Source organism: Mesorhizobium sp. STM 4661, from assembly GCF_000359125.1.
Classification (GTDB): domain Bacteria; phylum Pseudomonadota; class Alphaproteobacteria; order Rhizobiales; family Rhizobiaceae; genus Mesorhizobium.
The window spans coordinates 187374-209828 of record NZ_CAAF010000028.1; the positions used below are offsets into that span (position 1 = coordinate 187374).

Annotated in this window: 18 protein-coding genes and 1 pseudogene; 12 read left to right on the forward strand and 7 right to left on the reverse strand. The window is 63.8% G+C overall.

The genetic code is table 11. From position 1 onward, the window contains the following. Positions 1-47: 47 nt before the first annotated feature. Positions 48-3197 carry a multidrug efflux RND transporter permease subunit gene (locus tag MESS4_RS09780; RefSeq protein ID WP_006329438.1) on the reverse strand — a complete coding sequence of 1050 codons (3150 nt, stop codon included), beginning with the start codon at positions 3195-3197 and terminating at the stop codon, positions 48-50. Further along, on the reverse strand, positions 3194-4360 hold the full coding sequence (locus MESS4_RS09785; RefSeq protein ID WP_006329439.1) for an efflux RND transporter periplasmic adaptor subunit: 1167 nt from the start codon (positions 4358-4360) through the stop codon (positions 3194-3196). Before MESS4_RS09785 ends, MESS4_RS09780 begins: the two co-directional genes overlap by 4 nt. Before the next feature lie 79 nt (positions 4361-4439). Here MESS4_RS09785 and MESS4_RS09790 point away from each other — a divergent pair, with 79 nt between their 5' ends. Next, positions 4440-4661 (forward strand): cysteine rich repeat-containing protein, encoded by a 222-nt coding sequence (locus tag MESS4_RS09790; protein WP_006329441.1) that lies wholly within the window; start codon positions 4440-4442, stop codon positions 4659-4661. A 148-nt stretch (positions 4662-4809) separates the two neighbouring features. Continuing rightward, complete coding sequence (locus MESS4_RS09795; protein WP_006329443.1) at positions 4810-5913, forward strand: calcium:proton antiporter; 1104 nt, start codon at positions 4810-4812, stop codon at positions 5911-5913. A gap of 44 nt (positions 5914-5957) precedes the next feature. On the opposite strand, the gene MESS4_RS09800 is transcribed toward MESS4_RS09795, so the two are convergent. Both MESS4_RS09800 and MESS4_RS09805 read right to left on the reverse strand, forming a co-directional pair. After that, positions 5958-6548 carry a DUF924 family protein gene (locus MESS4_RS09800; RefSeq protein WP_244441098.1) on the reverse strand — a complete coding sequence of 197 codons (591 nt, stop codon included), beginning with the start codon at positions 6546-6548 and terminating at the stop codon, positions 5958-5960. Between the two features lie 2 nt (positions 6549-6550). Next, on the reverse strand, positions 6551-7462 hold the full coding sequence (locus tag MESS4_RS09805) for an NmrA family NAD(P)-binding protein (RefSeq protein ID WP_006329446.1): 912 nt from the start codon (positions 7460-7462) through the stop codon (positions 6551-6553). 114 nt (positions 7463-7576) lie between these two features. On the opposite strand from MESS4_RS09805, the gene MESS4_RS09810 reads away from it, so the two are divergent. Next, positions 7577-8548, forward strand: a complete 972-nt coding sequence (locus MESS4_RS09810; RefSeq protein ID WP_036240996.1) for a LysR family transcriptional regulator — start codon at positions 7577-7579, stop codon at positions 8546-8548. A 136-nt stretch (positions 8549-8684) separates the two neighbouring features. Here the strand turns inward: MESS4_RS09810 and MESS4_RS09815 are convergent, their stop codons facing one another. Next, entirely contained in the window at positions 8685-9380 is a 696-nt protein-coding gene (locus MESS4_RS09815; protein WP_006329448.1) for an alpha/beta hydrolase, read from the reverse strand. A 187-nt stretch (positions 9381-9567) separates the two neighbouring features. Here MESS4_RS09815 and MESS4_RS09820 point away from each other — a divergent pair, with 187 nt between their 5' ends. Beyond that, entirely contained in the window at positions 9568-11127 is a 1560-nt protein-coding gene (locus MESS4_RS09820) for a winged helix-turn-helix domain-containing tetratricopeptide repeat protein (protein WP_006329450.1), read from the forward strand. Positions 11128-11246: 119 nt separating this feature from the next. Here MESS4_RS09820 and MESS4_RS09825 read toward each other — a convergent pair whose 3' ends face one another. Then, a complete protein-coding gene (locus MESS4_RS09825) occupies positions 11247-12155 on the reverse strand; it encodes a hydrogen peroxide-inducible genes activator (protein WP_006329451.1) in 909 nt (302 codons plus the stop codon). A gap of 129 nt (positions 12156-12284) precedes the next feature. On the opposite strand from MESS4_RS09825, the gene katG reads away from it, so the two are divergent. After that, a complete protein-coding gene (gene katG / locus MESS4_RS09830) occupies positions 12285-14483 on the forward strand; it encodes a catalase/peroxidase HPI (RefSeq protein ID WP_006329453.1) in 2199 nt (732 codons plus the stop codon). A gap of 70 nt (positions 14484-14553) precedes the next feature. On the opposite strand, the gene MESS4_RS09835 is transcribed toward katG, so the two are convergent. Then, positions 14554-15231 (reverse strand): MIP family channel protein, encoded by a 678-nt coding sequence (locus tag MESS4_RS09835; RefSeq protein WP_006329458.1) that lies wholly within the window; start codon positions 15229-15231, stop codon positions 14554-14556. A gap of 242 nt (positions 15232-15473) precedes the next feature. Between MESS4_RS09835 and MESS4_RS09840 the strand changes: the two are divergent. The 7 genes and pseudogenes from MESS4_RS09840 to MESS4_RS09875 all read left to right on the forward strand — a co-directional run bounded on the left by MESS4_RS09840 (position 15474) and on the right by MESS4_RS09875 (position 22333). After that, positions 15474-16252: pseudogene (locus tag MESS4_RS09840) on the forward strand (alpha/beta hydrolase). Positions 16253-16401: 149 nt separating this feature from the next. Beyond that, positions 16402-17691, forward strand: a complete 1290-nt coding sequence (locus MESS4_RS09845) for an RsmB/NOP family class I SAM-dependent RNA methyltransferase (protein ID WP_006329464.1) — start codon at positions 16402-16404, stop codon at positions 17689-17691. A gap of 130 nt (positions 17692-17821) precedes the next feature. After that, on the forward strand, positions 17822-18280 hold the full coding sequence (locus MESS4_RS09850) for a PaaI family thioesterase (RefSeq protein ID WP_036240997.1): 459 nt from the start codon (positions 17822-17824) through the stop codon (positions 18278-18280). A 4-nt stretch (positions 18281-18284) separates the two neighbouring features. Then, positions 18285-18950: a 5'-methylthioadenosine/S-adenosylhomocysteine nucleosidase gene (locus MESS4_RS09855; RefSeq protein WP_006329467.1), complete on the forward strand. Its 666-nt coding sequence runs from the start codon at positions 18285-18287 to the stop codon at positions 18948-18950. 55 nt (positions 18951-19005) lie between these two features. Beyond that, positions 19006-20568, forward strand: a complete 1563-nt coding sequence (gene guaA / locus MESS4_RS09860; RefSeq protein ID WP_006329473.1) for a glutamine-hydrolyzing GMP synthase — start codon at positions 19006-19008, stop codon at positions 20566-20568. A gap of 717 nt (positions 20569-21285) precedes the next feature. Next, on the forward strand, positions 21286-21936 hold the full coding sequence (locus MESS4_RS09870) for a DUF433 domain-containing protein (RefSeq protein ID WP_006329477.1): 651 nt from the start codon (positions 21286-21288) through the stop codon (positions 21934-21936). Between the two features lie 4 nt (positions 21937-21940). Continuing rightward, positions 21941-22333 carry a DUF5615 family PIN-like protein gene (locus MESS4_RS09875; protein WP_006329479.1) on the forward strand — a complete coding sequence of 131 codons (393 nt, stop codon included), beginning with the start codon at positions 21941-21943 and terminating at the stop codon, positions 22331-22333. Positions 22334-22455 lie beyond the last annotated feature (122 nt).

The window sequence follows — 22455 nt, forward strand, 5'->3', positions numbered from 1 at the left end:
TAAGAGGCAAATCTCCCTGGTTTCGTTTGACTCCACTCTTGCCGTGCCTAGCCAGGAAGCGTGGACGTGACCTCGGGCTTTGTCTTGCGCGCGGCGCGCCATTCCTCGAACCGTTGCAGGATGACGAAGAAGGAAGGCACGAAGAGCACGGCGAGGCAGGTCGAGGCGATCATGCCGGAAAAGACCGTGATGCCGATCGACTTGCGTGCGCTGGCCCCGGCGCCTGTCGCCACCACCAGCGGCGCGACACCGAGGATAAAGGCGAAGGACGTCATCAGGATCGGGCGGAAACGCGCACGGGCCGCCTCGACCGCCGCTTCGACGATCGGTTTGCCGGCGGCGCGCAATTCGCGCGCCACCTCGACGATCAGGATCGCGTTCTTGGCCGATAGCGCGATCAGCAGGATCAGGCCGATCTGGACGTAGAGATTGTTGTCGATGCCGAGGCCGTTCAGGACCAGCACCGGACCCACCAGCGACAGTGGCGCGGCAAGCAAGATCGAGATCGGGGCCAGCCAGCTTTCATATTGGCCTGCCAGCACCAGATAGACCAAGAGCAGCGCCAGGCCGAAGACCAGATAGATCTGGCTGCCGACGAGCTTTTCCTGGAAGGACAGCGCCGTCCAGTCGTAGCCGGTGCCGGGCGGCAGTGTGTCGGCCGCGACCCCTTCCATCAGCCTGATCGCGTCGCCGGACGAGAAGCCCTGCGCCTGCACGCCGATGATCGATGCCGAGGGATAGAGGTTGTAGAGGCTGATCAGCGAGGGGCCGACGCTCGGCGTGATCGTCAGCAACGTGCCGAGCGGAATCATGTCGCCGTTCTGGTTGCGCACGCTCAGGCGGCCGATGTTCTCGGGCGTCACGCGGAATTGCGCATCGCCCTGCACATAGATCTGGAACACCCGCCCGAATTTGTTGAACTGGCTGACATAAGTCGAGCCGAGGTAGCCGGCGAGCGTCTGGAAGACCTGGTCCGTGGTCAGCCCCAGCGTCTGCACTTTCTCGCGGTCGAGCTCGACCGTGTATTGCGGAACGTTGGCCCGGAACGGCGCCGCCACGCGCTGGATGCCCGATTGCGTCTGAGCGGTCCTGGTCACCGCCTCGACCGCGCCCTGCAGCTTGGCGAGGTCGAAACTGCCGTCACGCAACTCGACCTGCATGGTGAAGCCGGCGGCGTTGCCGATGCCCTGGATCGGCGGCGGCGGCAGCACCAGCACGGTTCCGTCACCCATGTCGGACAGATTTTTGTTGAGCGTTGCGTAAAGCGAGGCAAGATCCTCGCCCTTGCCGCGCAAGCTCCAGTCCTTGAGGATGATGTAGGCAACGCCGGCGTTGGCGAGCGTCGAGTTGTTGTCTAGGGCCGAGATGCCGGCGATGGTCACGACCTGATCGACGCCCGGCGTGGCCTTGGCGAGCTTCGAAACCTGTTGCAGCGTCTCCTGCGTGCGGCCAAGTGCGGCGCCATCGGGGAGTTGAACCGAGGCGAGCATGTAGCCCTGGTCCTCGATCGGAATGAAGCCGGTGGCGACGCGCGATATGCCGTAGCCCGCCGCACCGATGATCAGCAACGCAATGATGCCCATCACCGTGCTGTGACGCACCATGGAGCCGATCAGGCCGGCATAGCGGTTCTCCAGGCGCTGGTAGACCGCGTTGAAGCCGCGAAAGAAGAAATTGCGCTGGTCCGGCGGCACCGGGCGCCTCAGCCAGGTCGCGCACTGCGTCGGCTTCAGCGTGGCCGCGTTGATGGCGCTGATTATGGCGGTTGCCGCAATCACCAGCGCGAATTGCGCATACATTTGCCCCGTGAGGCCGGGCAGGAACGCAGCCGGCAGGAACACCGCCATCAGCACCAGCGTGATGCCGATGATCGGCCCGAACAGCGCGTTCATGGCGGCGATCGCCGCATCGTGGCCCGACATGCCGCGCTCCATATTGTGGGCGGCTCCCTCGACCACGACGATGGCGTCGTCGACGACGATGCCGATGGCAAGCACGATGGCGAACAGGGTCGACAAATTGACCGAGAAGCCGAGCGCGGCCATCGCCGCGAACGCGCCGATGATCGTCACCGGCACGGTCGTTGCCGGCACCAGCATCGCCCGCCAGTCCTGCAGGAAAAGCAGGATGACGATGAGCACCAGCACGGCGGCTTCGATCAGCGTCTTGTAGACCTCGTGGATCGCCTGGCTGACGAAAATCGTGGTGTTGAAGGGGATCGAGTATGCCAGCCCTTTCGGGAACTCGCGCGACAGTTCCTTCATCCTGGTCTCGACCTTGCCGGCCACATCAAGCGCATTGGCGCCCGGGGACAGGAAAACGGCCATGCCCGCCGCCGGCTGGCCGTCGAGATTGAAGAACTGCCCGTAGGTCTGGGCGCCAAGCTCGACCCGGCCGACGTCGCGCACGCGCGTCATGTCGCCATTGGCGCCGGTCTTGACGATCACGGCGCCGAACTGGTCGGGATCGTCAAGGCGGCTGGACACTTCGATCGTGTACTGGAAGGACTGGCCGTCGGGCGCCGGCGGCGCGCCGACCTGGCCTGCGGTGACCTGCTCGCTCTGTTGCCCCAGCGCCTGGACGACGTCCTGTGTTGTAAGGCCGCGCGCCTGCATCTTCTCGGGATCGAGCCATACGCGCATGGAATACTGGCCGGCGCCGAATACATTGACATTGCCCACCCCCGGTATCCGGGAGAGCTCATCCTTCAGCCGGATGGTCGCGTAGTTGGCGAGATAAAGGCTGTCATATTGCCTGTCGGGCGAAGTCAGCGTGACGATTTCGAGGATCGAGGTCGACTTCTTCTGAACGGTAACGCCCTGCACTTGAACCGCCTGCGGCAGCCCCGCGAGCGCAGAGGACACACGGTTCTGCACAAGCACTTGCGCCTGGTCGAGATCGGTGCCGATCGCGAAGGTGACGGTGAGATTGTAGGTGCCGTCCGATGCGGCATAGGACTGCATGTAGATCATGCCCTCGACACCATTGACCTGCTGCTCGATCGGCAGCGCCACCGTATCGATCACCGCCCGCGCGCTGGCGCCCGGATAGCGCGTCGTCACCGAAACGGTCGGCGGCACAACATCGGGATACTGCGCCACCGGCAGGGCAAAGAGCGAGATGATGCCGATGACGACCATGAGGATGGCGATGGCGTTGGCCAGGACCGGCCGTTCGATGAAGAATTTGGAGATCATTGTGCTGCGCCGTCCGTGGCGACTGCTTCCAGCTTCTTCTCTTGCGGCTCGATCTTCTGGCCGGGCACGGCCGTCAGCAGGCCGGAGACAAGGACACGGTCGTCCGCCGCGATACCCTTGGTGATGACACGCAGCGCTCCGACCAGCTGGCCGATCTCAACCGGGCGTTGCTCGACCACATCGTCCTTTCCGGCGACGAGCACGTAGCGACCCTTCTGGTCGCTGCCGATCGCCCGGTCGGGGACCAGCAGCATGTCCGGTTCTTCGCCCAGCGGCACGCGCACGCGCACGAAATAGCCCGGCAGCAATACCCGGTCTTCATTGGACAGCACGGCGCGGGCCGCCAGCGTGCCGGTCGCGGCCGTAACCTCTGGCGCGGCATAGTCCAGCGTTCCCGCATGGGGATAGCCCGTCTCGCTCTGTAGGCCGACCTCGACCGGTATTTTCTTGAGGTCCTGCGCGGTTATTCCACGCTTGGCCATGGCGACGCGAATGCGCAGCACATCCTGCTCCGAGATGCTGAAATTGACATAGATGGGAGCGAGCTGAACGATGGTCGCCAGCGTGGTGGCGCTGCCGGCGCCGACCAGCTGCCCGATCGAGACCTGGCGGGACGTGACGATCCCCGCGAACGGCGCCTTGACCTCGGTGTAGCTCAGATTGAGTTGAGCCTGCTTGACGTCGACCGCGCTCTGCTTCTGCTTGGCGATGTCCACCTGTGCCGCGGCGGCGGACTGATCGGCGGTCGATTGCGAGATGATTTTCTGCGACAGCAGCTCCTGCTGCCGCTTCAGGTCGGCACCGGACTGCTTGGCGGCGGCATCGGCTGAACCCTGCCCGGCCTGGGCTTGCTCGAGCGCCAGCTGGTAGGAATCGGGCTCGATAAGGAACAGCCGGGCGCCGGCCTTGACCTCGTCGCCATCCTTGTAGCCGATTTCCTGGATGAAGCCCGAAACGCGCGCAACCAGCGGTGTCGTGTTCACTGCCGCGGCGGTGCCGGTGGCCTCGAGATAGGGAGTCACGCCCTGCTTCAATGGAAGCGCCACGTCGACCTTGGGCGGAGGTGGCGCCACGTAAGCGTTTTGCTCGCTGCATGCGGACAATAGTATTGTAACGGCGAACAGGCCTGCCGCCGGCGCGATTCTGCCCGATACGAAAAGCATTTTCCCCCTCTGTATACTTCCCGGCATATATCGCATTATATGAAAGCTAGCTAATCTACATATTTGAGGGGAGGTTGTCATGCGGATTGCGTTAAGCGTGCTTTTCCTAGCAACTCAGATGGCGGCGACTGTGGCGCTGGCGCAGACGGCGTCCGAGCGTGAGGCCTGCGAGGCGGATTACAAGAAGTTCTGCAGCGGCGTGCAGCAAGGCGGCGGCCGCATCATCAAATGCCTGTCCGACCATATGAGCGAGCTGACGCCGGAATGCCAAAAGGTCGTCAAAGCGAACACGCCCGGATAGGACCGCTGTGGCGCGATCTTCCGGGCCGCGGGCGACATCATGTTTCGAGACTACCGGACGCCGGCGGGCGCAGGATAGGGAGTGGTCGCAGCACGCCAGATGTGCTCCAAATAGACTTTCCCCAAGAGCACAAGCGTAAGTGGCTGCAATGAGTGGTTTCGCAAGATCGGCGGTTTCCTACGCGATGCCGCTGGCCGCTCTCGCTATGGCCATCGCGGTCAGGGCCAGCGGGCTCTCGGTCGACCAGGGCTCCCTCAACATGAGGATCCTTGTCGGAGCGTTTTCGAGCGCGATCATGTTCATCACCATCTTTGTGGTGCTCGACCACGCCGAGGCGGTGGCTCGGCGGGTAGGCGAGCCCTACGGCACTTTGGTGCTGACCATTGCCGTGACGGCCATCGAAGTGTCGATCATCGTTTCCATGATGTTGCACGGAGAGAACAACCCGACGCTTGCACGCGAGTCCGTCTTCTCGACGGTGATGATTACATCCACCGGCGTTGTCGGTGTGTGTCTGACATTTGGCGGCTGGCGGCATCGCACGCAAGCAATCGTGCGACAAGGGACCAGCGCCTATCTGGCGGTTCTGATCGCGCTGACCGTGATGACGCTTATTCTGCCGACCTACACGCAAGCTTCGGACCCCGGCACATTTTCGGCAGCCCAGCTTGGTTTTGTGAGCATACTTTCGGTGCTGCTTTATGCGGGTTTTCTGTTCGCGCAGACTGTCCGTCACCGGGACGATTTTATCGAAGGACAAGCACACGTCGTTTCGACGTCAGCGTCGCCTCACGAGAGCATCCTCACGGGCATTCTGCTGCTGGCAATCGGTCTGATTGGCATTGTCATGCTCGCAGAGCAGGTCGCCGCAAGCATCGAAGATGCGCTCGTTACCTACCAGGTGACCCAGGCCGACGCCATTGTGGGGGCCATGATCGCGGGTTTGGTTTTGATGCCTGAGTCCGTCTCGGCGATTCGTGCCGCACTCAACAACGAGCTGCAGCGCGGTTTGAATGTCGCCATGGGTTCGGCTTGCGCCACGATTGGTTTGACCATCCCGGCAGTTGCAGCCGCCAGCCTGCTGACGGGAAGAGGGCTGACCCTGGGGATCCCCGCGGCCGACACTGTACTTTTGATCCTGGCGCTTTCCATAAGCAGTGTCAGCTTTAGCAACGAAAGAACGACGTTCCTGACCGGCCTGGTCCACCTCGTCGTCTTTTTCACCTACGTATTTCTGATCTTTGTGCCCTGAACGTTTTTGCAAAACTCCCTTGCTACCAACCCGGCGAACCCTTGTCAGCCGGCGAAGCCGCCTTCATCGAGAAAGCGCTGCTCCTCCGCCCGCATGACGCGGCCGAGGATCGGGTTGCGGTGCGGGAAGCGTCCGAACCGCCGCACGATGTCGCGGTGGTGTTCGGCGCGCTTCAGGTCGCGCTCGCCGCTCTCGCCGGCCAGCGCCACCGAGCGGTCCTGGTCGGCCAGCCCTTCGGAATGCGCCAAGGGCAGTGCGAAGAACAGCCGCCACGATGGGTGAACATGGTGCTGGAAACCCGCATCGACGGCATCAGCCGCGATGCGGCGGGCCTTTTCATCGGTCGCATACATGCGCGGCGTGCCGCGAAAGGCATTGCGCGGAAACTGGTCGAGCAGCACCAGCAGCACCAGGGCGCCATAGGGCGTCGCCGCCCAGTCGTCGCAGTCGCCGCGCGCCGCCGCCTCATGCAGCGGCAGGAAGCGGTCGCGAAAGACGCGGTCGAACTCCGCGTCCTTGGCGAACCATGCGGTGGGTCCCACCAGCCACCAGAAGTCGATGACTTCCGCGGCGTCGTCCGGCAGATGTCCCCATCCGGATGAGCCGTTCGGGCCAAGTGTCGCGATCGCTTCCATGGTCATGCCGCCCTCTCGGTGCCGGCCAGTGCCGGCCAGTCCCGAGCCTTGGCCCAGTCGGCGAACGGGGTCGGCGTGATCGGCAGCATGCTGAGCGTGTCGCTGGGGTCGACGGCGAGCAGCGTCGGGCGCTGCCGGTGCACCCAGGCATAGTTGGCGGCGACCTGATCGGCCGCATCCTTGCCGATCACTGCGCTCAGGCCGGCGGCAAAGTTCGCCAGCGGCACCGGATAGTAGCCGACCTCGCGGTCGACGATGCCGGACAGGATATTGGCCATCTCCGGTCCGGTCAGCGCCTCGGGTCCGCCAATGTCGAAACTCGCGCCCGCAAGCTCGGGCCGCCGCATCGCCGCGACCACATAGGCCGCCATGTCCTCCCATGAGATCCAGGAGGTCTGGAAATCGGCCGGCAGCGGATAGGCGAACACGCCCTGATGCATGATCGCGGGCGCGCTCCAGGGGGCGGCGACATTGCTCATGTAGAGCGTCGGCTTGAGGATGATCGACGGCAGGCCGGAGGCCTTCATGTAGTCGATGAGCTCAACCTTGGCTTCCATCAACCCGGTGCCGGAATGTCTGGAAACATGGCCGCTGGTGTTGAACACCAGGAGCTTGACCTCCGCCTCAAGCGCAGCATCGACCATGTTGCGGCCGTAGCGGAGAATATCCTCCGGGCCGGCGTTGAGCGGCAACGTCAGCGCCACCGCATCGACGGCGAGGCAGGCGAGGCCGACGCGCTCGGCATCGGCCAGATCGCCGCGCACGATGTTGACGCCGTCGCCGAACGGGTCGGGCGAGCCCTTGCGCAAAAGCACGCGCATGGTGGCGCCTGCCGCTCGGCAGGCTTGCACGATGGCCGATCCCTGCGCGCCGCCGGCGCAGGTGACCAGAATTGAACGGGGAAAGTCGGGCATGCCGTTTGCTCCTCGGTGGATAGTGTCATCGCGGAACCCGGCAGAACCGCCTCCGCTGCGGTCAGCCAATTCGCAGCTTTACTATGCTGAATCCAGTGATATGATTTCATGGATATGCTGAATCAGATTGATCTATCCCGCGCCGACCTCAATTTGCTGGTCCTGTTCGAGACCGTCATGGAGGAGCGCCATGTCGGCCGCTCGGCGGAGCGGCTGAACCTGTCGCCCTCGGCCGTCAGCCATGGCCTTGGCCGGCTGCGCGGCCTGCTGGGCGATCCGCTGTTCCTGAAAACGCCACGCGGCGTCGTGCCCACCGACCGGGCGAACGAACTGGCGCCGGCCGTGGCCGAGATCCTGGCGCGGGTGCGCTCGGTGATCTCGAGCGCCGAACCGTTCGACCCGGCGCGCTCGACGCGCCGCTTCGTCATCGGCGCGCCGGACGCAACCTCGTCCGTGTTCCTGACGCCGCTGCTCGACAGGGTGCGCGGGCAGGCGCCCGACATCGCTATCAGCATCCGGCAATTGCTGCCCAGATACGGCGAACCGTCGCCGGCTTTGGCCTGGCTCGACGCCATCGCCGAGCTTGAAGCGCGCGCCATGGATGTCGCCGTCATTCCGTTCGACGACTTCCCCGTGCGTTTCGTGGTGGACACCCTCTACGAGGAGGATTTCATCCTCGCCATGCGCGTTGGCCACCCCTTCGCCAGCGACCCCAGCCTTGAGAACTACTGCGCCATGCAGCATCTCGTCGTGTCGAACGCCGGCGATCCAAAGGGTTTTGTCGACAGGGTGCTGGAAGAGCACGGCCTGTCGCGCCGGGTCGCGCTGACCGTCCCGAACTTCATGTTCGGACTGGCGGTGCTCGCCGATACCGACCTGATCTCAGCCTATCCGCGCCGCTTCGTCGCCATGCACGCCGGTCGCTTCGGCGTGATGGGCATCGATGCGCCCATCACGCTCGGCCACTTCAACATCAACAGCATCGTGCCAAAGGTCGCCATGATGGATGCTGGCCTGGCTTGGCTTGTCGGTTTGCTGAAAGACACCGGACAGGCTGCGCTTGGTGGTGCTGTACCGTCTGGCTGAGCAACTGCGGAGCGTGGGCGCCAGATCGCCATCGAGCAGGAGATCAAGGCTTGGCCAGATCACCCACTGCAAGATCCCGCGCCACAAAGCCTGGGCGCCGCCGGGCGCCCAGGCCGTCCATCGAGGTGATGCGGGTTCAGTTCTTGCCGGCGGCCGCCTGCTTGATAAGGCTGGCGACGGCTGCAGGGTCTGAGACGTAGACGGCGTGGCTGCCGGGCACCTCAACCGTCGTCGCCTTGGCGCGGGTTGCCATCTGGCGCTGCGCCGGCGGCGGGATCATCTTGTCGTCGGTGGCGACAAGATACCAGCTGGGCTTCACCTTCCAGGCAGGTTGGGTGACCTGGCCTTCGAGCGCCGCCACACCCCACGGCACCTGCGAATCCGCCATGAAGGAAGCGAGCGAGGGACGGACATCGGCGGCGAACGAGGCAGCGAACTTGGCCTTGTCGAGCATCAGGAAGCCGTCGACGGGCGGCAGGATCGGCGGTACCGGCGCTCCGGGCGGCGGGTTGGCGATCAGGCTCGAAACCGATTCGCCGGCATCTGGCGCGAAGGCCGCGATATAGACGACAGCTGCCACCTTCGGATCGGTACCGGCTTCCGACACCACGACGCCACCATAGGAGTGGCCGACCAGGATGACATTGCCCGGAGCGGCGGCGATGGCGCGCCTGGTGACGGCGACATCGTCGGCGAGCGAGGTCGTCGGGTTCTGGACGATGGTCACGTCATAGCCGTCCTTCTTGAGGATCTGGTAGACCCCGTCCCAGCCGGAGCCATCGACGAAGCCGCCATGCACGAGGACGACCGACTTTGTTGCAGTGTTCGACATTTGAGTTCTCCTTTTCAAATCGTTGGTTGAGCGTTTGTCGCAGGAGGACTATGCGACAGAGCTGCCGGCCGCGCTTTGAGGTGGCCTTCAGGATCTCTTGATTTTACCTTGAGATCGCTTTGATTTTGCGTCCACGACGCGGCTACAGTGTTGGAAATCATCCGCCGTGCGGTCTGGAGCGAGTCATTTGCCGTACTATTTTGAGGATTTTGCTCTGGACGGCGACCGGCGCGAACTGCGTCGCGGCAACGATCTGATCTCCGTCGAGCCGCAGGTGTTCGACCTCCTGCAATATCTGATCCGCAATCGCGAGCGGGTGGTCAGCAAGGACGATCTGGTCGGCGCGGTCTGGCAGGGTCGCATCGTTTCCGACGCCACGCTCTCCAGCCGCATCAGCGCTGCCCGCAACGCGCTCCACGACAGTGGCGAGGAGCAGCGCATCATCCGCACCATCTGGCGCCGGGGTCTGCGCTTCGTCGGCACCGTGCGTGAGGAGGTCCAGACGACGGAAACAGGGGCGATCGCCTCGGTGGAGCAAGCGAAGCCTGGGCTGGGCATTCCCGCCCGTCCCTCCATCGCCGTGCTGCCCTTCGTCAACATCAGCGGCGATCCGGACCAGGACTATTTCGCCGACGGCATGGTCGAGGACATCATCACCGGCCTGTCGCGGATCCGGTGGCTGTTCGTCATCGCGCGAAATTCCAGCTTCACCTACAAGGGTCGCGCGGTGGACGTGAAACAGGTCGGGCACGAGCTTGGCGTGCGCTATGTGCTGGAAGGCAGCGTGCGCAAGGTCGGAAGCCGCGTCCGCATCACCGGCCAGCTCATCGACGCTGAGGACGGCAGCCATTTGTGGGCCGAACGCTATGACCGCGACCTGACCGACGTGTTCGCACTTCAGGACGAGATCACCATCAGCGTGGTCGCGGCAATAGAGCCCAATTTGCGCCGGGCCGAGATCGAACGCGTCCGGCACAAGCGCCCCGATAGTCTCGACGCTTACGATCTGCTGCTTCGCGCACTGCCTGATGTCTACACCTTCATGCCGCAGGGTGCTGCCAAGGGTCTGCCGCTGCTGAACCAGGCGCTCGCCATCGAGCCGACTTATGCTCTTGCGCACGGCTTTGCCGCCTGGGCGCATCAGACCCTCTTTGTACGCGGCGGCATGCACCCCGAAAACCACGAGAAGTCGATCCGCCATGCCCATGCGGCGATTGAGCACGGCCCGGGCGACGCGATGGCGCTTGCCTTGGCCGGGTTCACCATTGGCCTGGTGGAGCATGACCGCAGGCTGGCCGACGAGGCGTTTGCACAGGCTTTGGCGCTCAGTGCATCCTGCGCCTTCGTCTATGTCTTCGGCTGCGTGCCGGTGGCCTATGGTGGCGACCCGGCGCGGGCGATCGATTGGTGCGAGCGGGCGATGCGGCTGAGCCCGCTCGACGCCATGAGCTGCGTGCCGCAAGGCATCATCGGATTCGGCAATTTCCTGTCCGGCCGGCACGAGCAGGCGATCGCGGCCGGCCGGCGGGCGGTGGAACTGAACCCCGGTTTCAGCATCTTGCACGGCTGGTTGGCGGCACCGCTTGCCAGGCTCGGGCGACTCGACGAGGCAAAAGCGGCGGCGACGCGGCTTTTGTCGCTCGACCCGCACTTCACCATCGGCCGCTGGTCCGCCGCGGTAGGCATTGCGCCTGATATCATCGATGACGTCACCGACGCCATGCGGATGGCAGGCCTGCCGGCATAGCCGATAAAGGCGCATGCCGGCTCGCGGCGAACGCTCTCTATGCAAGCATTGCGAATTCAGGCTTTGCGATCGTCCACGCCCGACCAGCGATCACAAGGCCAGCCTATCGCACCACCGCCTCACATCCCCAGCACCGCCGCGTCCAACCCGCGAATAATCTTCGCCAGCTCAACACACTCGTCGTGCCGCGCCTTGTTGCGCCGCCATGCCAGGCAAATCGTGCGCTGCGGCATCGGCTCCTGGAACGGCACGATCTTGAGGTTCGGCATGGCACTGGCCGGCCTTGTGGCCATTTCCGGGATCAGCGTGACGCCAAGCCCGTGCGCCACCATCTGCAAGAGCGTCGTCAGGCTGGTGGCGCCGTAGCTTGCCATTGCCACCGGGCGCACGCTGCCGCAGACGGCGAGTGCCTGTTCGCGCAGGCAGTGGCCCTCCTCCAACAGCATCAGCCTTTCCAGCGCCGGGCTTTCCGGCGGCACCGGCGGCGAGGCGAAGGCCGGATCGCCGGCCGGCACGGCCAGGAAGAACCGGTCGCAGAACAGTTCTTCGCTGACCAGCCCTGGTTGATTGAGGGGAAGCGCCGCGATGAAGGCGTCGAGCCTGCCCGACGCGCTGTCCTCGACGAGCGATGCGGTCACCGTTTCGCGCAACTCGAGCTGCAAGGCCGGGAAATGCCGCTTCAGCTCCGGCAGCGCATGCGGCAGTAGATAGGGCGCGACTGTCGGGATGATGCCCAGCCGGAAGCGCCCTTCCATGGCCGGGCGGCCGCGCCGGGCGGTCGTCTCGACGTCACGGATATCGGCGAGAATGCGCTCGATGCGGGGCTGCAAGGCCTGCGCTTCGTCGGTCATCCGCACCACCTTGCCGCCGCGCTCGAACAGCCGGCAGTTGAGCCTCAGCTCCATCTCGACGATCTGCGAGGACAGCGCTGGTTGGCTGACGCCGGCAAGCTTTGCCGCACGGCCGAAATGCAGCGTCTGCGCCAGCGCCTCGAAATACTGCATCTGCCGGACGGTGAGGCCTATCATAAGAAAAACCTATCGGAAAAAATAGGAAAGGCAATTTGTTTTTATCGGCGGCGCGGCCTAGTCTGGAATCATTCCAGAATGGTGCGGCCGCTGGGCCTGCCCGGAAAACTCAGCAAATCGGAGACGAAAATGGACGCACAAACCGACGATCCCAGCACGGGCAAATGCCCGGTCGTGCACACGACCATTGCCAGGGCCAACCGCGACTGGTGGCCGAACCAGCTCAACGTTGGGGTTCTCCACCAGCAGTCCTCGCTGTCCGATCCGATGGGCGAGACGTTCGACTACGCCGAGGCGTTCAAAAGCCTCGACCTGAACGCCGTGATCAAGGACCTGCATGCGCTGATGACGGACTCGCAGGACTGGTGGCCGGCCGACTTCGGCCATTACGGGCCGCTGTTCATCCGCATGGCCTGGCACAGCGCCGGCACCTACCGCATCGCCGACGGCCGCGGCGGCGCCGGAGCCGGCCAGCAGCGTTTCGCGCCGCTGAACAGCTGGCCGGACAATGTCAATCTCGACAAGGCTCGCCGGCTGTTGTGGCCGATCAAGCAGAAATATGGCCGCAAGATCTCCTGGGCCGATCTTTTGATCCTCACCGGCAACGTTGCGCTGGAATCGATGGGTTTCAAGACATTCGGTTTTGCCGGCGGCCGCGCCGACGTATGGGAGCCCGAACAGGACATCTACTGGGGCCCGGAAGGCAAGTGGCTGGCCGACGAGCGCTACAGCGGCGACCGCGACCTGCAGAACCCGCTCGCTGCCGTGCAGATGGGCCTGATCTACGTCAACCCGGAAGGCCCGAACGGCAAGCCTGATCCGCTGGCCTCAGCCCGCGACATTCGTGACACCTTTGCGCGCATGGCGATGAACGACGAGGAGACCGTCGCGCTCATCGCCGGCGGACACACTTTCGGCAAGACCCACGGCGCTGGCGATGCGAGCCTGGTCGGCGTCGAGCCGGAAGGCGCCGACATCGAGCAGCAGGGCCTCGGCTGGGCGAGTAAGTTCGGCACCGGCAAGGGCGGCGATGCGATCGGCAGCGGCCTGGAAGTGACCTGGACGACGACGCCGACGAAGTGGAGCAACAACTTCTTCGACAATCTGTTCGGCTTCGAATGGGAGCTGACCAAGAGCCCGGCCGGCGCCCATCAATGGACGCCGAAGGGCGGCGCCGGAGCCGGCACCGTGCCGGATGCGCACAGCGCTGGAAAGCGCCACGCGCCATCGATGCTGACCACCGACCTCGCTCTGCGGTTCGATCCTTCCTACGAGACGATCTCGAGGCGCTTCCACGAGAACCCGGATCAGTTCGCCGACGCGTTCGCGCGCGCCTGGTACAAGCTGACCCACCGCGACATGGGCCCGCGCGTGCGCTATCTCGGCCCGTTCGTTCCCAAGGAAGAACTGCCCTGGCAGGATGTCGTTCCGGCGGTCGATCATGTCCTGATCGACGAGCAGGACGCCGCGGCGCTCAAGGCCAGGATCCTGGCGTCCGGCCTTTCAGTGCCGCAACTGGTCTCGGCGGCGTGGGCGTCGGCCTCGACCTTCCGCGGTTCCGACAAGCGCGGCGGCGCCAACGGCGCGCGCGTCCGTCTCGCCCCGCAGAAGGACTGGGCCGTCAACCAGCCGGCCGATCTGGCCAGAGTGCTCGACAAGCTCGAAGCGATCCAGAAGGCATTCAACGCTTCGCAGTCCGGCGACAAGAAGGTTTCGCTTGCCGACCTGATTGTTCTCGGCGGCGGTGCTGCCATCGAGAAGGCCGCGAAGGATGCCGGAAACGACGTGAAGGTTCCCTTCACGCCGGGGCGCATGGACGCCTCGCAGGAGCAGACGGACATCCACTCCTTTGCGCCGCTGGAACCGACCGCTGACGGCTTCCGCAACTATGTCAGCGGCAAGCAGCGGCTGACCATCGAGGAGGCGCTGGTCGACCGGGCGCAATTGCTGGCGCTGACGGCGCCGGAACTGACGGTTCTGGTCGGCGGCCTGCGCGTGCTCGGCGCCAATGCCGGGCAGTCGAAGCATGGCGTCTTCACCGGGCGGCCGGAAACGCTGAGCAACGACTTCTTCGTCAACCTGCTCGACATGGGCACGGAGTGGAAAGCAACCTCGGACGTCAAGGATGTGTTCGAGGGCCGCGACCGCAAGACCGGCGAAGTCAAATGGACCGGCACCCGCGCCGATCTCATCTTCGGTTCGCACGCGCAGCTGCGCGCGCTTGCCGAGGTCTATGCGACGGCGGACGCGAAGGAGAAGTTCACCAGCGATTTCGTGGCGGCGTGGACCAAGGTGATGAACGCCGACCGCTTCGACCTCGCGGCCTGATCCAGGCACGTGACGCAACAAAAGAGGCGCGGGCCGTGGTCCGCGCCTCTTTTGTATCCAGACCTCGAAATCAGTCCTTTTCGAAGATGCCCGCCTTGGCGACGACGCCGGCAATGGCGCCACCGATCAGCGGTGCGACGATGAACAGCCAGAGCTGGCTGAGCGCGGCACTTCCCGAAAACAGCGCCGGGCCGATCGAACGGGCCGGATTGAGCGACGTGCCGGTGACTGGAATGATGGCGAAATGCAGCCCGGCCAGCGTCAGGCCGATGACGAGGCCGGCGAAAGCGGTCGTATGCTTGGCGCTGGTGACGCCGAGGATTACCGTCACAAAGGTGAAGGTCCCGATCAGCTCCCACAGGAACGCCGAGCTGACGCCCCATTTCGTCGCATCCCAGCCATTGGCGCCGAAACCGCCGGTGTGGCCGCCGACCTGGCCGGAAACGATGATCCATAGCGCCAGCGACGCAATGATGGCGCCGATGATCTGCGCGATCCAGTACGGAACGACGTCCTTGGCCGGCATCCGGCCGGCAAGGAACACGCCGAGCGTCACCGCCGGATTGAGATGCGCGCCCGAGATCGGACCGATCGCATAGGCCGCCGCGATCAGGCCGATGCCGAACGCCAGACCGATGCCTTCCTGGCCAAGCGGCAGCGCGCCGCCGAAGCCGCCCGTCACCACCGAAGCGGTGCCGATGAATACCAGTAGAAATGTACCCAGAACTTCCGCCAGATAAGTCTTCATTGCCCTCTCCTCGTAATTTCCCGTCGATCCGCTTGCTGTTCTTGGCGAATCACGCAGCGGAAGAGTATCGCAACCTGAAAAGTTTGAAAGCACGAGCATTGCGCCAGCCGGCGCGCTTGTGCGCTCCAGTTGCGCGCAGCCCGCGTCTTTCACAAGCTCGTGAAGGAGTAACGATGCGATGCACCAGGCCGAATAGCGTCGTGGAGCGACATGCTCCGACGAACGATAACGGAGTTAGGAATATGAAGGTTCTACGCAAACTGGCGATGGTCGCCATCAGTATGCTGCTTTCGACGACACTCTTTGCAACAGAGGCGTCAGCTCAGGCTGCCAAGCCGGTGGAAGCGCGTAATGTGGTGCTGGTGCACGGAGCGTGGGCGGACGGCTCAAGCTGGGCTGAGGTCATTTCGCGCCTTCAGGCGGCCGGCTTGCATGTAACTGCGGTGCAAAATCCACTGACATCGCTCGCCGATTCTGTCGCCGCGACTCGTCGCGCATTGGCGCTGCAGGATGGACCGACCGTGTTGGTCGGCCATTCCTGGGCCGGCACCGTCATCAGCGAAGCGGATTGGACCCAAAGGTTACGGCGCTTGTCTATGTTGCGGCGCGGGCACCCGATGCGGGGGAGGATTTCGTCGCGCTGTCCGGAAAGTTCCCAACCATGCCGGTGCGGGCAGGCGTCCAGGAGCGGGATGGCTTCACCAACCTTTCCGAGGAAGCTTTTCTCAAATATTTTGCGAACGGTGTCGCGCGCGAAAAAGCAGAGGTCCTTTATGCCGAACAACAGCCCACCGCCGCCTCTCTGTTCGGCGGGCGAACCACTGTGGCTGCCTGGCACTCCAAACCGAGCTGGTATGCGGTCTCGAAGCTCGATCAGACAATATCGCCTGACCTGGAACGGTTTCTGGCAGCACGCATGAAAGCGACAACCGTGGAGCTGGAGGCGGGTCACCTTTCCTTGGTCTCCCACCCACAAGAGATCGCAGACCTGATCTTGGCCGCCGCTGGCCGGAGTAAGTAGCAGCAAGCAGCGGGATATTACACGGAAGGCTCAATCGATGGCAGAACACGCGACGCCATCGTCGCATCGGCCCGAAAATCGATTCCGATTTTCGGGCCGATGCGATAGAGCATCTCGCAAAACAATTCGCCAAGCGACGGGATGGAAAAATGCGACTGGGTGGAAGGCTGGCGGCGGCCATCGAAGTGCTGGAGGATATTAGCCGGCGCCACCGGCCGGTGGCCGACGCGCTGAGGGACTGGGGCCTGTCGCACCGCTTCGCCGGCGGCGGCGATCGCGCGGCGATCGGCAACATCGTCTATGACGCGCTGCGCCGCAAGCGCTCCGCCGGCTGGCTGCTCGGCGAGGACACGCCGCGCGCGGTGGGCTTCGGCGCGCTGCTGCTTGAATGGGATCAAACGGCGCGGTCGTTGAACGAGGCACTCGACGGCGACAAGTTCGCGCCGCCCTTGCTGAGCGGCGACGAATTGAAAACGGTTGCCGACCGCCGGCTTGCCGATGCGCCGGCCGCGGTGCGGGCCGATATTCCCGATTGGTGCGAACCGCTCTTCGAACGGGCCTTCCCCGCGAGCTGGATCGGTGAGGGTGCGGCGCTCGCCACCCGTCCACCACTGGACATCAGGGTCAACACGCTGCAGGCCGATCGCGCCAAGGTGCTGGCGGAGCTGACGGAGACCGGCGCGAAAGCCGCTGACATCGCGCCGCACGCCATCCGCATTCCGCCGATCGATGGCGACGGCAGGCACCCGAACGTGCAGGCCGAACCGGCCTTCCAGAAGGGCTGGTTCGAGGTCCAGGACGAGGGCTCGCAGATCGTGGCGGCACTTGCCGGCGCCGAGCCCGGCATGCAGGTGCTCGATTTTTGCGCCGGCGCCGGCGGCAAGACGCTGGCGCTGTCGGCGGCCATGGACAATCGCGGCCAGGTCTTCGCCCACGACGCCGAAAAGGCGCGGCTGGCGCCGATCTTCGACCGCATTCGCCGCTCGGAAAACCGCAACGTGCAGATCGTCAGCAAGCCGGCTGAACTCGCGCCGCTGTCCGGCCACATGGACATCGTTCTGGTCGATGCGCCTTGCACCGGCAGCGGCACCTGGCGCCGCCGGCCCGATGCCAAATGGCGGCTGACGCAGAGACAGCTCGATGCCCGCAAGGCCGAGCAATCGGCGATCCTCGACGATGCCCGAGCCTTCGTCAAGCCTGGCGGCCTGCTCGTCTACATCACCTGCTCGGTCTTCGACGAGGAGAATGGCGACCAGGTCGCGGCCTTCAGGGAGCGCCATGACGGCTTTGTTCCGGTCGACCACCGAGAACTCTGGGACAGCCGGTTTCCCGGCCATGCGGCTGCCGCACGCATTGGCGGCGCGGGCGGCATCTCGCTGTCGCCGTTGCTCAGCGGCACTGACGGATTTTATCTCTGCGCGCTGCGCAAGGCTGGCTGAGCCCCGCCGGCAAACGAAACCGGGCGCGCCAGGATGGAATTGCTGCAGTGCAGCAAAAGCGATTGCCTGTCGCCCACGCCTCTGCAATAAGCTTTCCCTGAGATGTGCCTGAGGTGTGAAAGCAATGGCCATGGCAGCAAAGATCGTACCCGCCCCCGACTATGAGGACCGCGTCAGGACGTCCTTCGCGCGCCAGAAGGCCATGACGACCATCGGCGCCGAACTGACGCTGGTGACGCCCGGCATCATCGAGATCGAGATGCCCTATTCGGCGGCGCTGACCCAGCAGCACGGCTTCCTCCACGCCGGCGTCATTTCGACGGCGCTGGATTCGGCCTGTGGCTACGCGGCGTTCTCGCTGATGCCGGAAAATTCCAGCGTGCTGACTATCGAGTTCAAGGTCAATCTCCTGGCGCCGGGCCGGGGCGAACGCTTCCTGTTCCGCGGCTCGGTGACAAAGCCTGGCCGCACCATCATCGTCGCCGACGGCCAGGCCTATGCCTTTGCCGCCGACGGCGAGGCCAAGCTGATCGCCACCATGACGGGAACGATGATGACGGTGGTGGGGCGCGATGGCATTGAAGGCTGATCCGATGCACAAGGCAGTCCGGATCGCGGGCAGGGATGTCCTCTTTGTCATGGCCGCCGAAGCCGAATACGGTCCGCATCTCAAGCGTCTGTTCACGCCTGTGATGACAGGGGTGGGGCCGGTCGAGGCGGCTGTCAGGCTCAGCGCCGAACTGTCCTGGCTGAAGTCCGAAAAGACACTGCCGGACCTCGTCGTATCGCTCGGTTCGGCGGGCAGCCGCAGGCTTGAACAGACGGAAATCCACCAGGCCGTCTCGGTCGCCTACCGCGACATCGACGCCTCGCCATTGGGCTTCGAGAAGGGTGCGACGCCGTTTCTCGACCTGCCGGTGACGGTGCCGCTGCCGTTCCGGATTCCAGGCATCAGGGAGGCGACGCTGTCGACTGGCGGCGCGATCATTTCCGGGGGCGCCTATGATGCGATTGGCGAGGACATGGTCGACATGGAGACCTTTGCCTGTTTGCGCGCCTGCCAGTTGTTCGGCGTGCCGCTGGTCGGGCTGCGCGGCATTTCCGATGGCGCTGCCGACCTGAGGCATGTCGGCGACTGGAAGGAATATCTCCACGTCATCGACGAGAAGCTGGCCGATGCCGTCATGCGGCTCGACCAGGCAATCGGATCCGGCGCGCTGCAATTTCAATCATCGCGCGAAGACGCGGAATCGGATTGAGAGAGACGCCTCGCAACCCATTGCGCCGACTCATTTCTTTCTCTAAACGCTCGCCATGAAGACAGCCAATCACCCCGACACCGTCCTGATTGTCGATTTCGGCAGCCAGTTTACGCAGCTCATCGCCCGTCGCATCCGCGAGGCCGGCGTATTTTCCGAGATTGTGCCCTTCCAGTCGGCCGAAGCGGCCTTCAAGCGCATCGAGCCGAAGGCGGTGATCCTGTCCGGCGGCCCGGCCTCGACGTCGGACATTGGCAGCCCGCGCGCACCGCGGATCGTCTTCGACGCCGGCGTGCCGGTGCTCGGCATCTGCTATGGCCAGATGGCCATGTGCGTGCAGATGGGCGGTGTCGCCGAAAGCTCCGACCATCGCGAATTCGGCCGCGCCTTCGTCGAGATCGAGAAGGACAGCCCACTGTTCGAGGGCCTGTGGGCGCCCGGCCAGCGGCATCAGGTGTGGATGAGCCATGGCGACCGCGTCATCTCCTTGCCCAAGGGGTTCGAGGTGCTCGGCAAATCGGAGGGCTCGCCCTTCGCCATCTTCGGCAATGTCGAGCGCAAGATGTACGGCATCATGTTCCACCCCGAAGTGGTGCACACGCCGGACGGGGCAAGACTGCTCAGGAATTTCGTCCACAACATCGCCGGCATCGAGGGCGACTGGACGATGCGCGCCTACCGCGAGCACGCCGTCGAGACGATCCGCAAGCAGGTCGGCAAGGGCAAGGTGATCTGCGCGCTGTCGGGCGGCGTCGATTCCTCGGTCGCGGCATTGCTGATCCACGAGGCGGTCGGCGATCAGCTCACCTGCATCCTCGTCGACCACGGGTTGATGCGCAAGGACGAGGCATCAGGCGTGGTGGCGATGTTCCGCCAGCATTATAATCTGCCGCTGATCCTGGTCGATGCTTCGGATCGGTTTATCGGTGCACTTGAGGGCGAGTCGGACCCCGAGAAAAAACGCAAGACCATCGGTAGGCTGTTCATCGAGGTGTTCGAGGAAGAGGCAGAGAGGCTCGGCGGCGCCGATTTCCTGGCGCAGGGCACGCTCTATCCCGATGTCATCGAAAGCGTCTCTTTCACCGGCGGCCCGTCGGTGACCATCAAGTCGCATCACAATGTCGGCGGCCTGCCCGAGCGCATGAACATGCAACTGGTCGAGCCGCTGCGCGAATTGTTCAAGGACGAGGTCAGGGCGCTCGGCAAGGAGCTCGGCCTGCCCGACAGCTTCATCGGCCGGCATCCGTTTCCCGGCCCCGGCCTCGCCATCCGCTGCCCGGGCGGCATCACTCGCGAAAAGCTGGAGATCCTGCGCGAGGCCGACGCCATCTATCTCGACGAGATCCGCAAGGCCGGCCTCTACGACGCCATCTGGCAGGCCTTCGTCGTGCTGCTGCCGGTGCAGACCGTCGGCGTCATGGGCGACGGCCGCACCTACGAATTCGTCTGCGCGCTGCGCGCCGTCACCTCGGTCGACGGCATGACGGCGGATTTCTACCACTACGACATGGCGTTCCTGGGTGCCGCCGCCACGCGCATCATCAACGAAGTGCGCGGCATCAACCGCGTCGTCTACGACGTGACGAGCAAGCCGCCGGGCACTATCGAGTGGGAATGAGGGGGTAGGCGGCAGCAACGTGGTTTCGGCTGGCTATCTGGCTATATTGACCTCCGTTCGCGTCTACGCTCCCGTCAACCTTATCCGGTTCGGTCTCCTTTCCAAGCAGCTTGGTCGACTTGAACGCGCTGGGCGGTGGATGTAAAGCGCCATTAGCATCGCGTAGGGCATTGGCGTACGATGGCGTGTAAATCGGCGGGACTACCCGGCGCCGATAGCTTCCACTCCCGGTTTGACCATCCTTGGTCGAACCTCAGCTCGGAACAATTGTTCGCCTATGGTCGCGTTCCATCGATACGCCGATCTTCCCCGAGGCGCTGGAGTGCGTCGTAGGCAAAAGCTGCAATCTCAACCGGTCATCGAGAACATTCGCGAAGAATTGCGATGCCAGCTGTTCGCCGCAGTCGCCGGCAGCCGGTAATATCGCACCAAAGAACATTCAGCGATGTCGTTCGCGCTGCACCGATCAGGATGCCGCCAGGTGACCGCTATCGCAGCCCCGAAAGCCTGTCGCTAGACTAGTTTCCGTCCATAAACATGCGCGCATTGCTTCGTTCCAGCCGATCAGCCGCAGCGAGTTTTCGCAGTTCTTCGGATGGGAAGTCTGCCGTGCCTGATCGGTTTTAGAAATCTCATCGCCTCGGGCCGGCGCAGCCCGCGAGTGCCTTTACGACAGGAGGCTATGAGCCTATATTGTTCTTCACAAGGAGAACAATTATGAACACGCTCATTCGCATCTACACCCCCGCGGAGGCGGCCGCCGTAAGCGGGATCGGCATCAAAGCCGTTCACAACGCGATCGACAAACGCATTGTCGATACGGTGCCAAGCGCCACCCGACGCGCCGGCGGGATCGTCCGACGGGCTTTGACCGGTGAGGATTTGCTGCGGCTCAAGCTCTGGTACGGCGTGGGTGCGACACTCCCCGCCGATCGCCGCCGCCGCCTGTTCGAGGAAATCAAAGCTGCCCCAACTGCCAAGACCGTAAGGGCTGACGACCTGCTGATAGTCGACATCGCCGAGGCGCGCAAACAGCTGAAAGCCCGCATCGTCGATCTCGACGAAGCGGAGGCTGCAATTGGTCGCGTTAAGGGAGTTATGGGCGGAGAGCCGGTCTTCAAAGGAAGCCGCATCCCTGTGCGGATGATCGCGACGATGCTGGCGCAGGGCGTAGATGAAGTGGAGGTTATCGAGGGATATCCCAAGCTAACGTCGCGGATGATCGAGCTTGCTAGGATTTGGGTTGCCGCTCACCCCGCGCGCGGGCGGCCCAAGAAGCTCTCCGAGCGGGGCCTGAAAATAAAGTCGTCGAAGCGCGTGATCTTGAAGGGTGACCCACGGCAGTTGACCAGTACGAAACGCATGTGACGTCGTGAGATTTCTGATCGATGAGTGCTTGCACACGTCCTTGGTTGCGGTTGTGCGGGAACGTGGACATGAAGCAAGCCACGTCAACTGGCTCGGGCTGAGCGGAGAAACCGACTGGGGCTTGATGCCCCGCATCATCGAGGGGGATTTCACCTTTGTCACAAACAACGCCAAGGACTTCAGAAAGCTTTATGCCAAAGAGCCGGTTCACGCCGGCCTCATCATCGTCGTCCCTCAGGTCGCTCCCGACAAACAGAGGGAGCTCTTGGATAGTCTTCTTGGTGACCTCGGACCGGAAGAATTTCTCATCAATGAGATCATTGAAATAGAGATCGATAACGGCGTTGCCGTCTTCACGCGATACGATCTGCCTCCGCCTGGCATTGGGGTCGATTAGAGATCAACCTGCGGCTTGCCCATCAGGCGACGCGGTGGACGTCAGTTCTTTCGCCTTCGTTGGGTGAGCGCCCCGACGTCACGGCCAGAGCGCTCCTATCGTGCCAAGTCTCAATTAAAGGG

What these genes read in the sequence shown, in the direction of transcription:
- MESS4_RS09780 (WP_006329438.1), bottom strand. Translation starts at nt 3,197, where the DNA reads ATGATCTCCAAATTCTTCATCGAACGGCCGGTCCTGGCCAACGCCATC.
- MESS4_RS09785 (WP_006329439.1), bottom strand. Translation starts at nt 4,360, where the DNA reads ATGCTTTTCGTATCGGGCAGAATCGCGCCGGCGGCAGGCCTGTTCGCC.
- MESS4_RS09790 (WP_006329441.1), top strand. Translation starts at nt 4,440, where the DNA reads ATGCGGATTGCGTTAAGCGTGCTTTTCCTAGCAACTCAGATGGCGGCG.
- MESS4_RS09795 (WP_006329443.1), top strand. Translation starts at nt 4,810, where the DNA reads ATGAGTGGTTTCGCAAGATCGGCGGTTTCCTACGCGATGCCGCTGGCC.
- MESS4_RS09800 (WP_244441098.1), bottom strand. Translation starts at nt 6,548, where the DNA reads ATGGAAGCGATCGCGACACTTGGCCCGAACGGCTCATCCGGATGGGGA.
- MESS4_RS09805 (WP_006329446.1), bottom strand. Translation starts at nt 7,462, where the DNA reads ATGCCCGACTTTCCCCGTTCAATTCTGGTCACCTGCGCCGGCGGCGCG.
- MESS4_RS09810 (WP_036240996.1), top strand. Translation starts at nt 7,577, where the DNA reads ATGCTGAATCAGATTGATCTATCCCGCGCCGACCTCAATTTGCTGGTC.
- MESS4_RS09815 (WP_006329448.1), bottom strand. Translation starts at nt 9,380, where the DNA reads ATGTCGAACACTGCAACAAAGTCGGTCGTCCTCGTGCATGGCGGCTTC.
- MESS4_RS09825 (WP_006329451.1), bottom strand. Translation starts at nt 12,155, where the DNA reads ATGATAGGCCTCACCGTCCGGCAGATGCAGTATTTCGAGGCGCTGGCG.
- katG (WP_006329453.1), top strand. Translation starts at nt 12,285, where the DNA reads ATGGACGCACAAACCGACGATCCCAGCACGGGCAAATGCCCGGTCGTG.
- MESS4_RS09835 (WP_006329458.1), bottom strand. Translation starts at nt 15,231, where the DNA reads ATGAAGACTTATCTGGCGGAAGTTCTGGGTACATTTCTACTGGTATTC.
- MESS4_RS09845 (WP_006329464.1), top strand. Translation starts at nt 16,402, where the DNA reads ATGCGACTGGGTGGAAGGCTGGCGGCGGCCATCGAAGTGCTGGAGGAT.
- MESS4_RS09850 (WP_036240997.1), top strand. Translation starts at nt 17,822, where the DNA reads ATGGCAGCAAAGATCGTACCCGCCCCCGACTATGAGGACCGCGTCAGG.
- MESS4_RS09855 (WP_006329467.1), top strand. Translation starts at nt 18,285, where the DNA reads ATGCACAAGGCAGTCCGGATCGCGGGCAGGGATGTCCTCTTTGTCATG.
- guaA (WP_006329473.1), top strand. Translation starts at nt 19,006, where the DNA reads ATGAAGACAGCCAATCACCCCGACACCGTCCTGATTGTCGATTTCGGC.
- MESS4_RS09870 (WP_006329477.1), top strand. Translation starts at nt 21,286, where the DNA reads ATGAACACGCTCATTCGCATCTACACCCCCGCGGAGGCGGCCGCCGTA.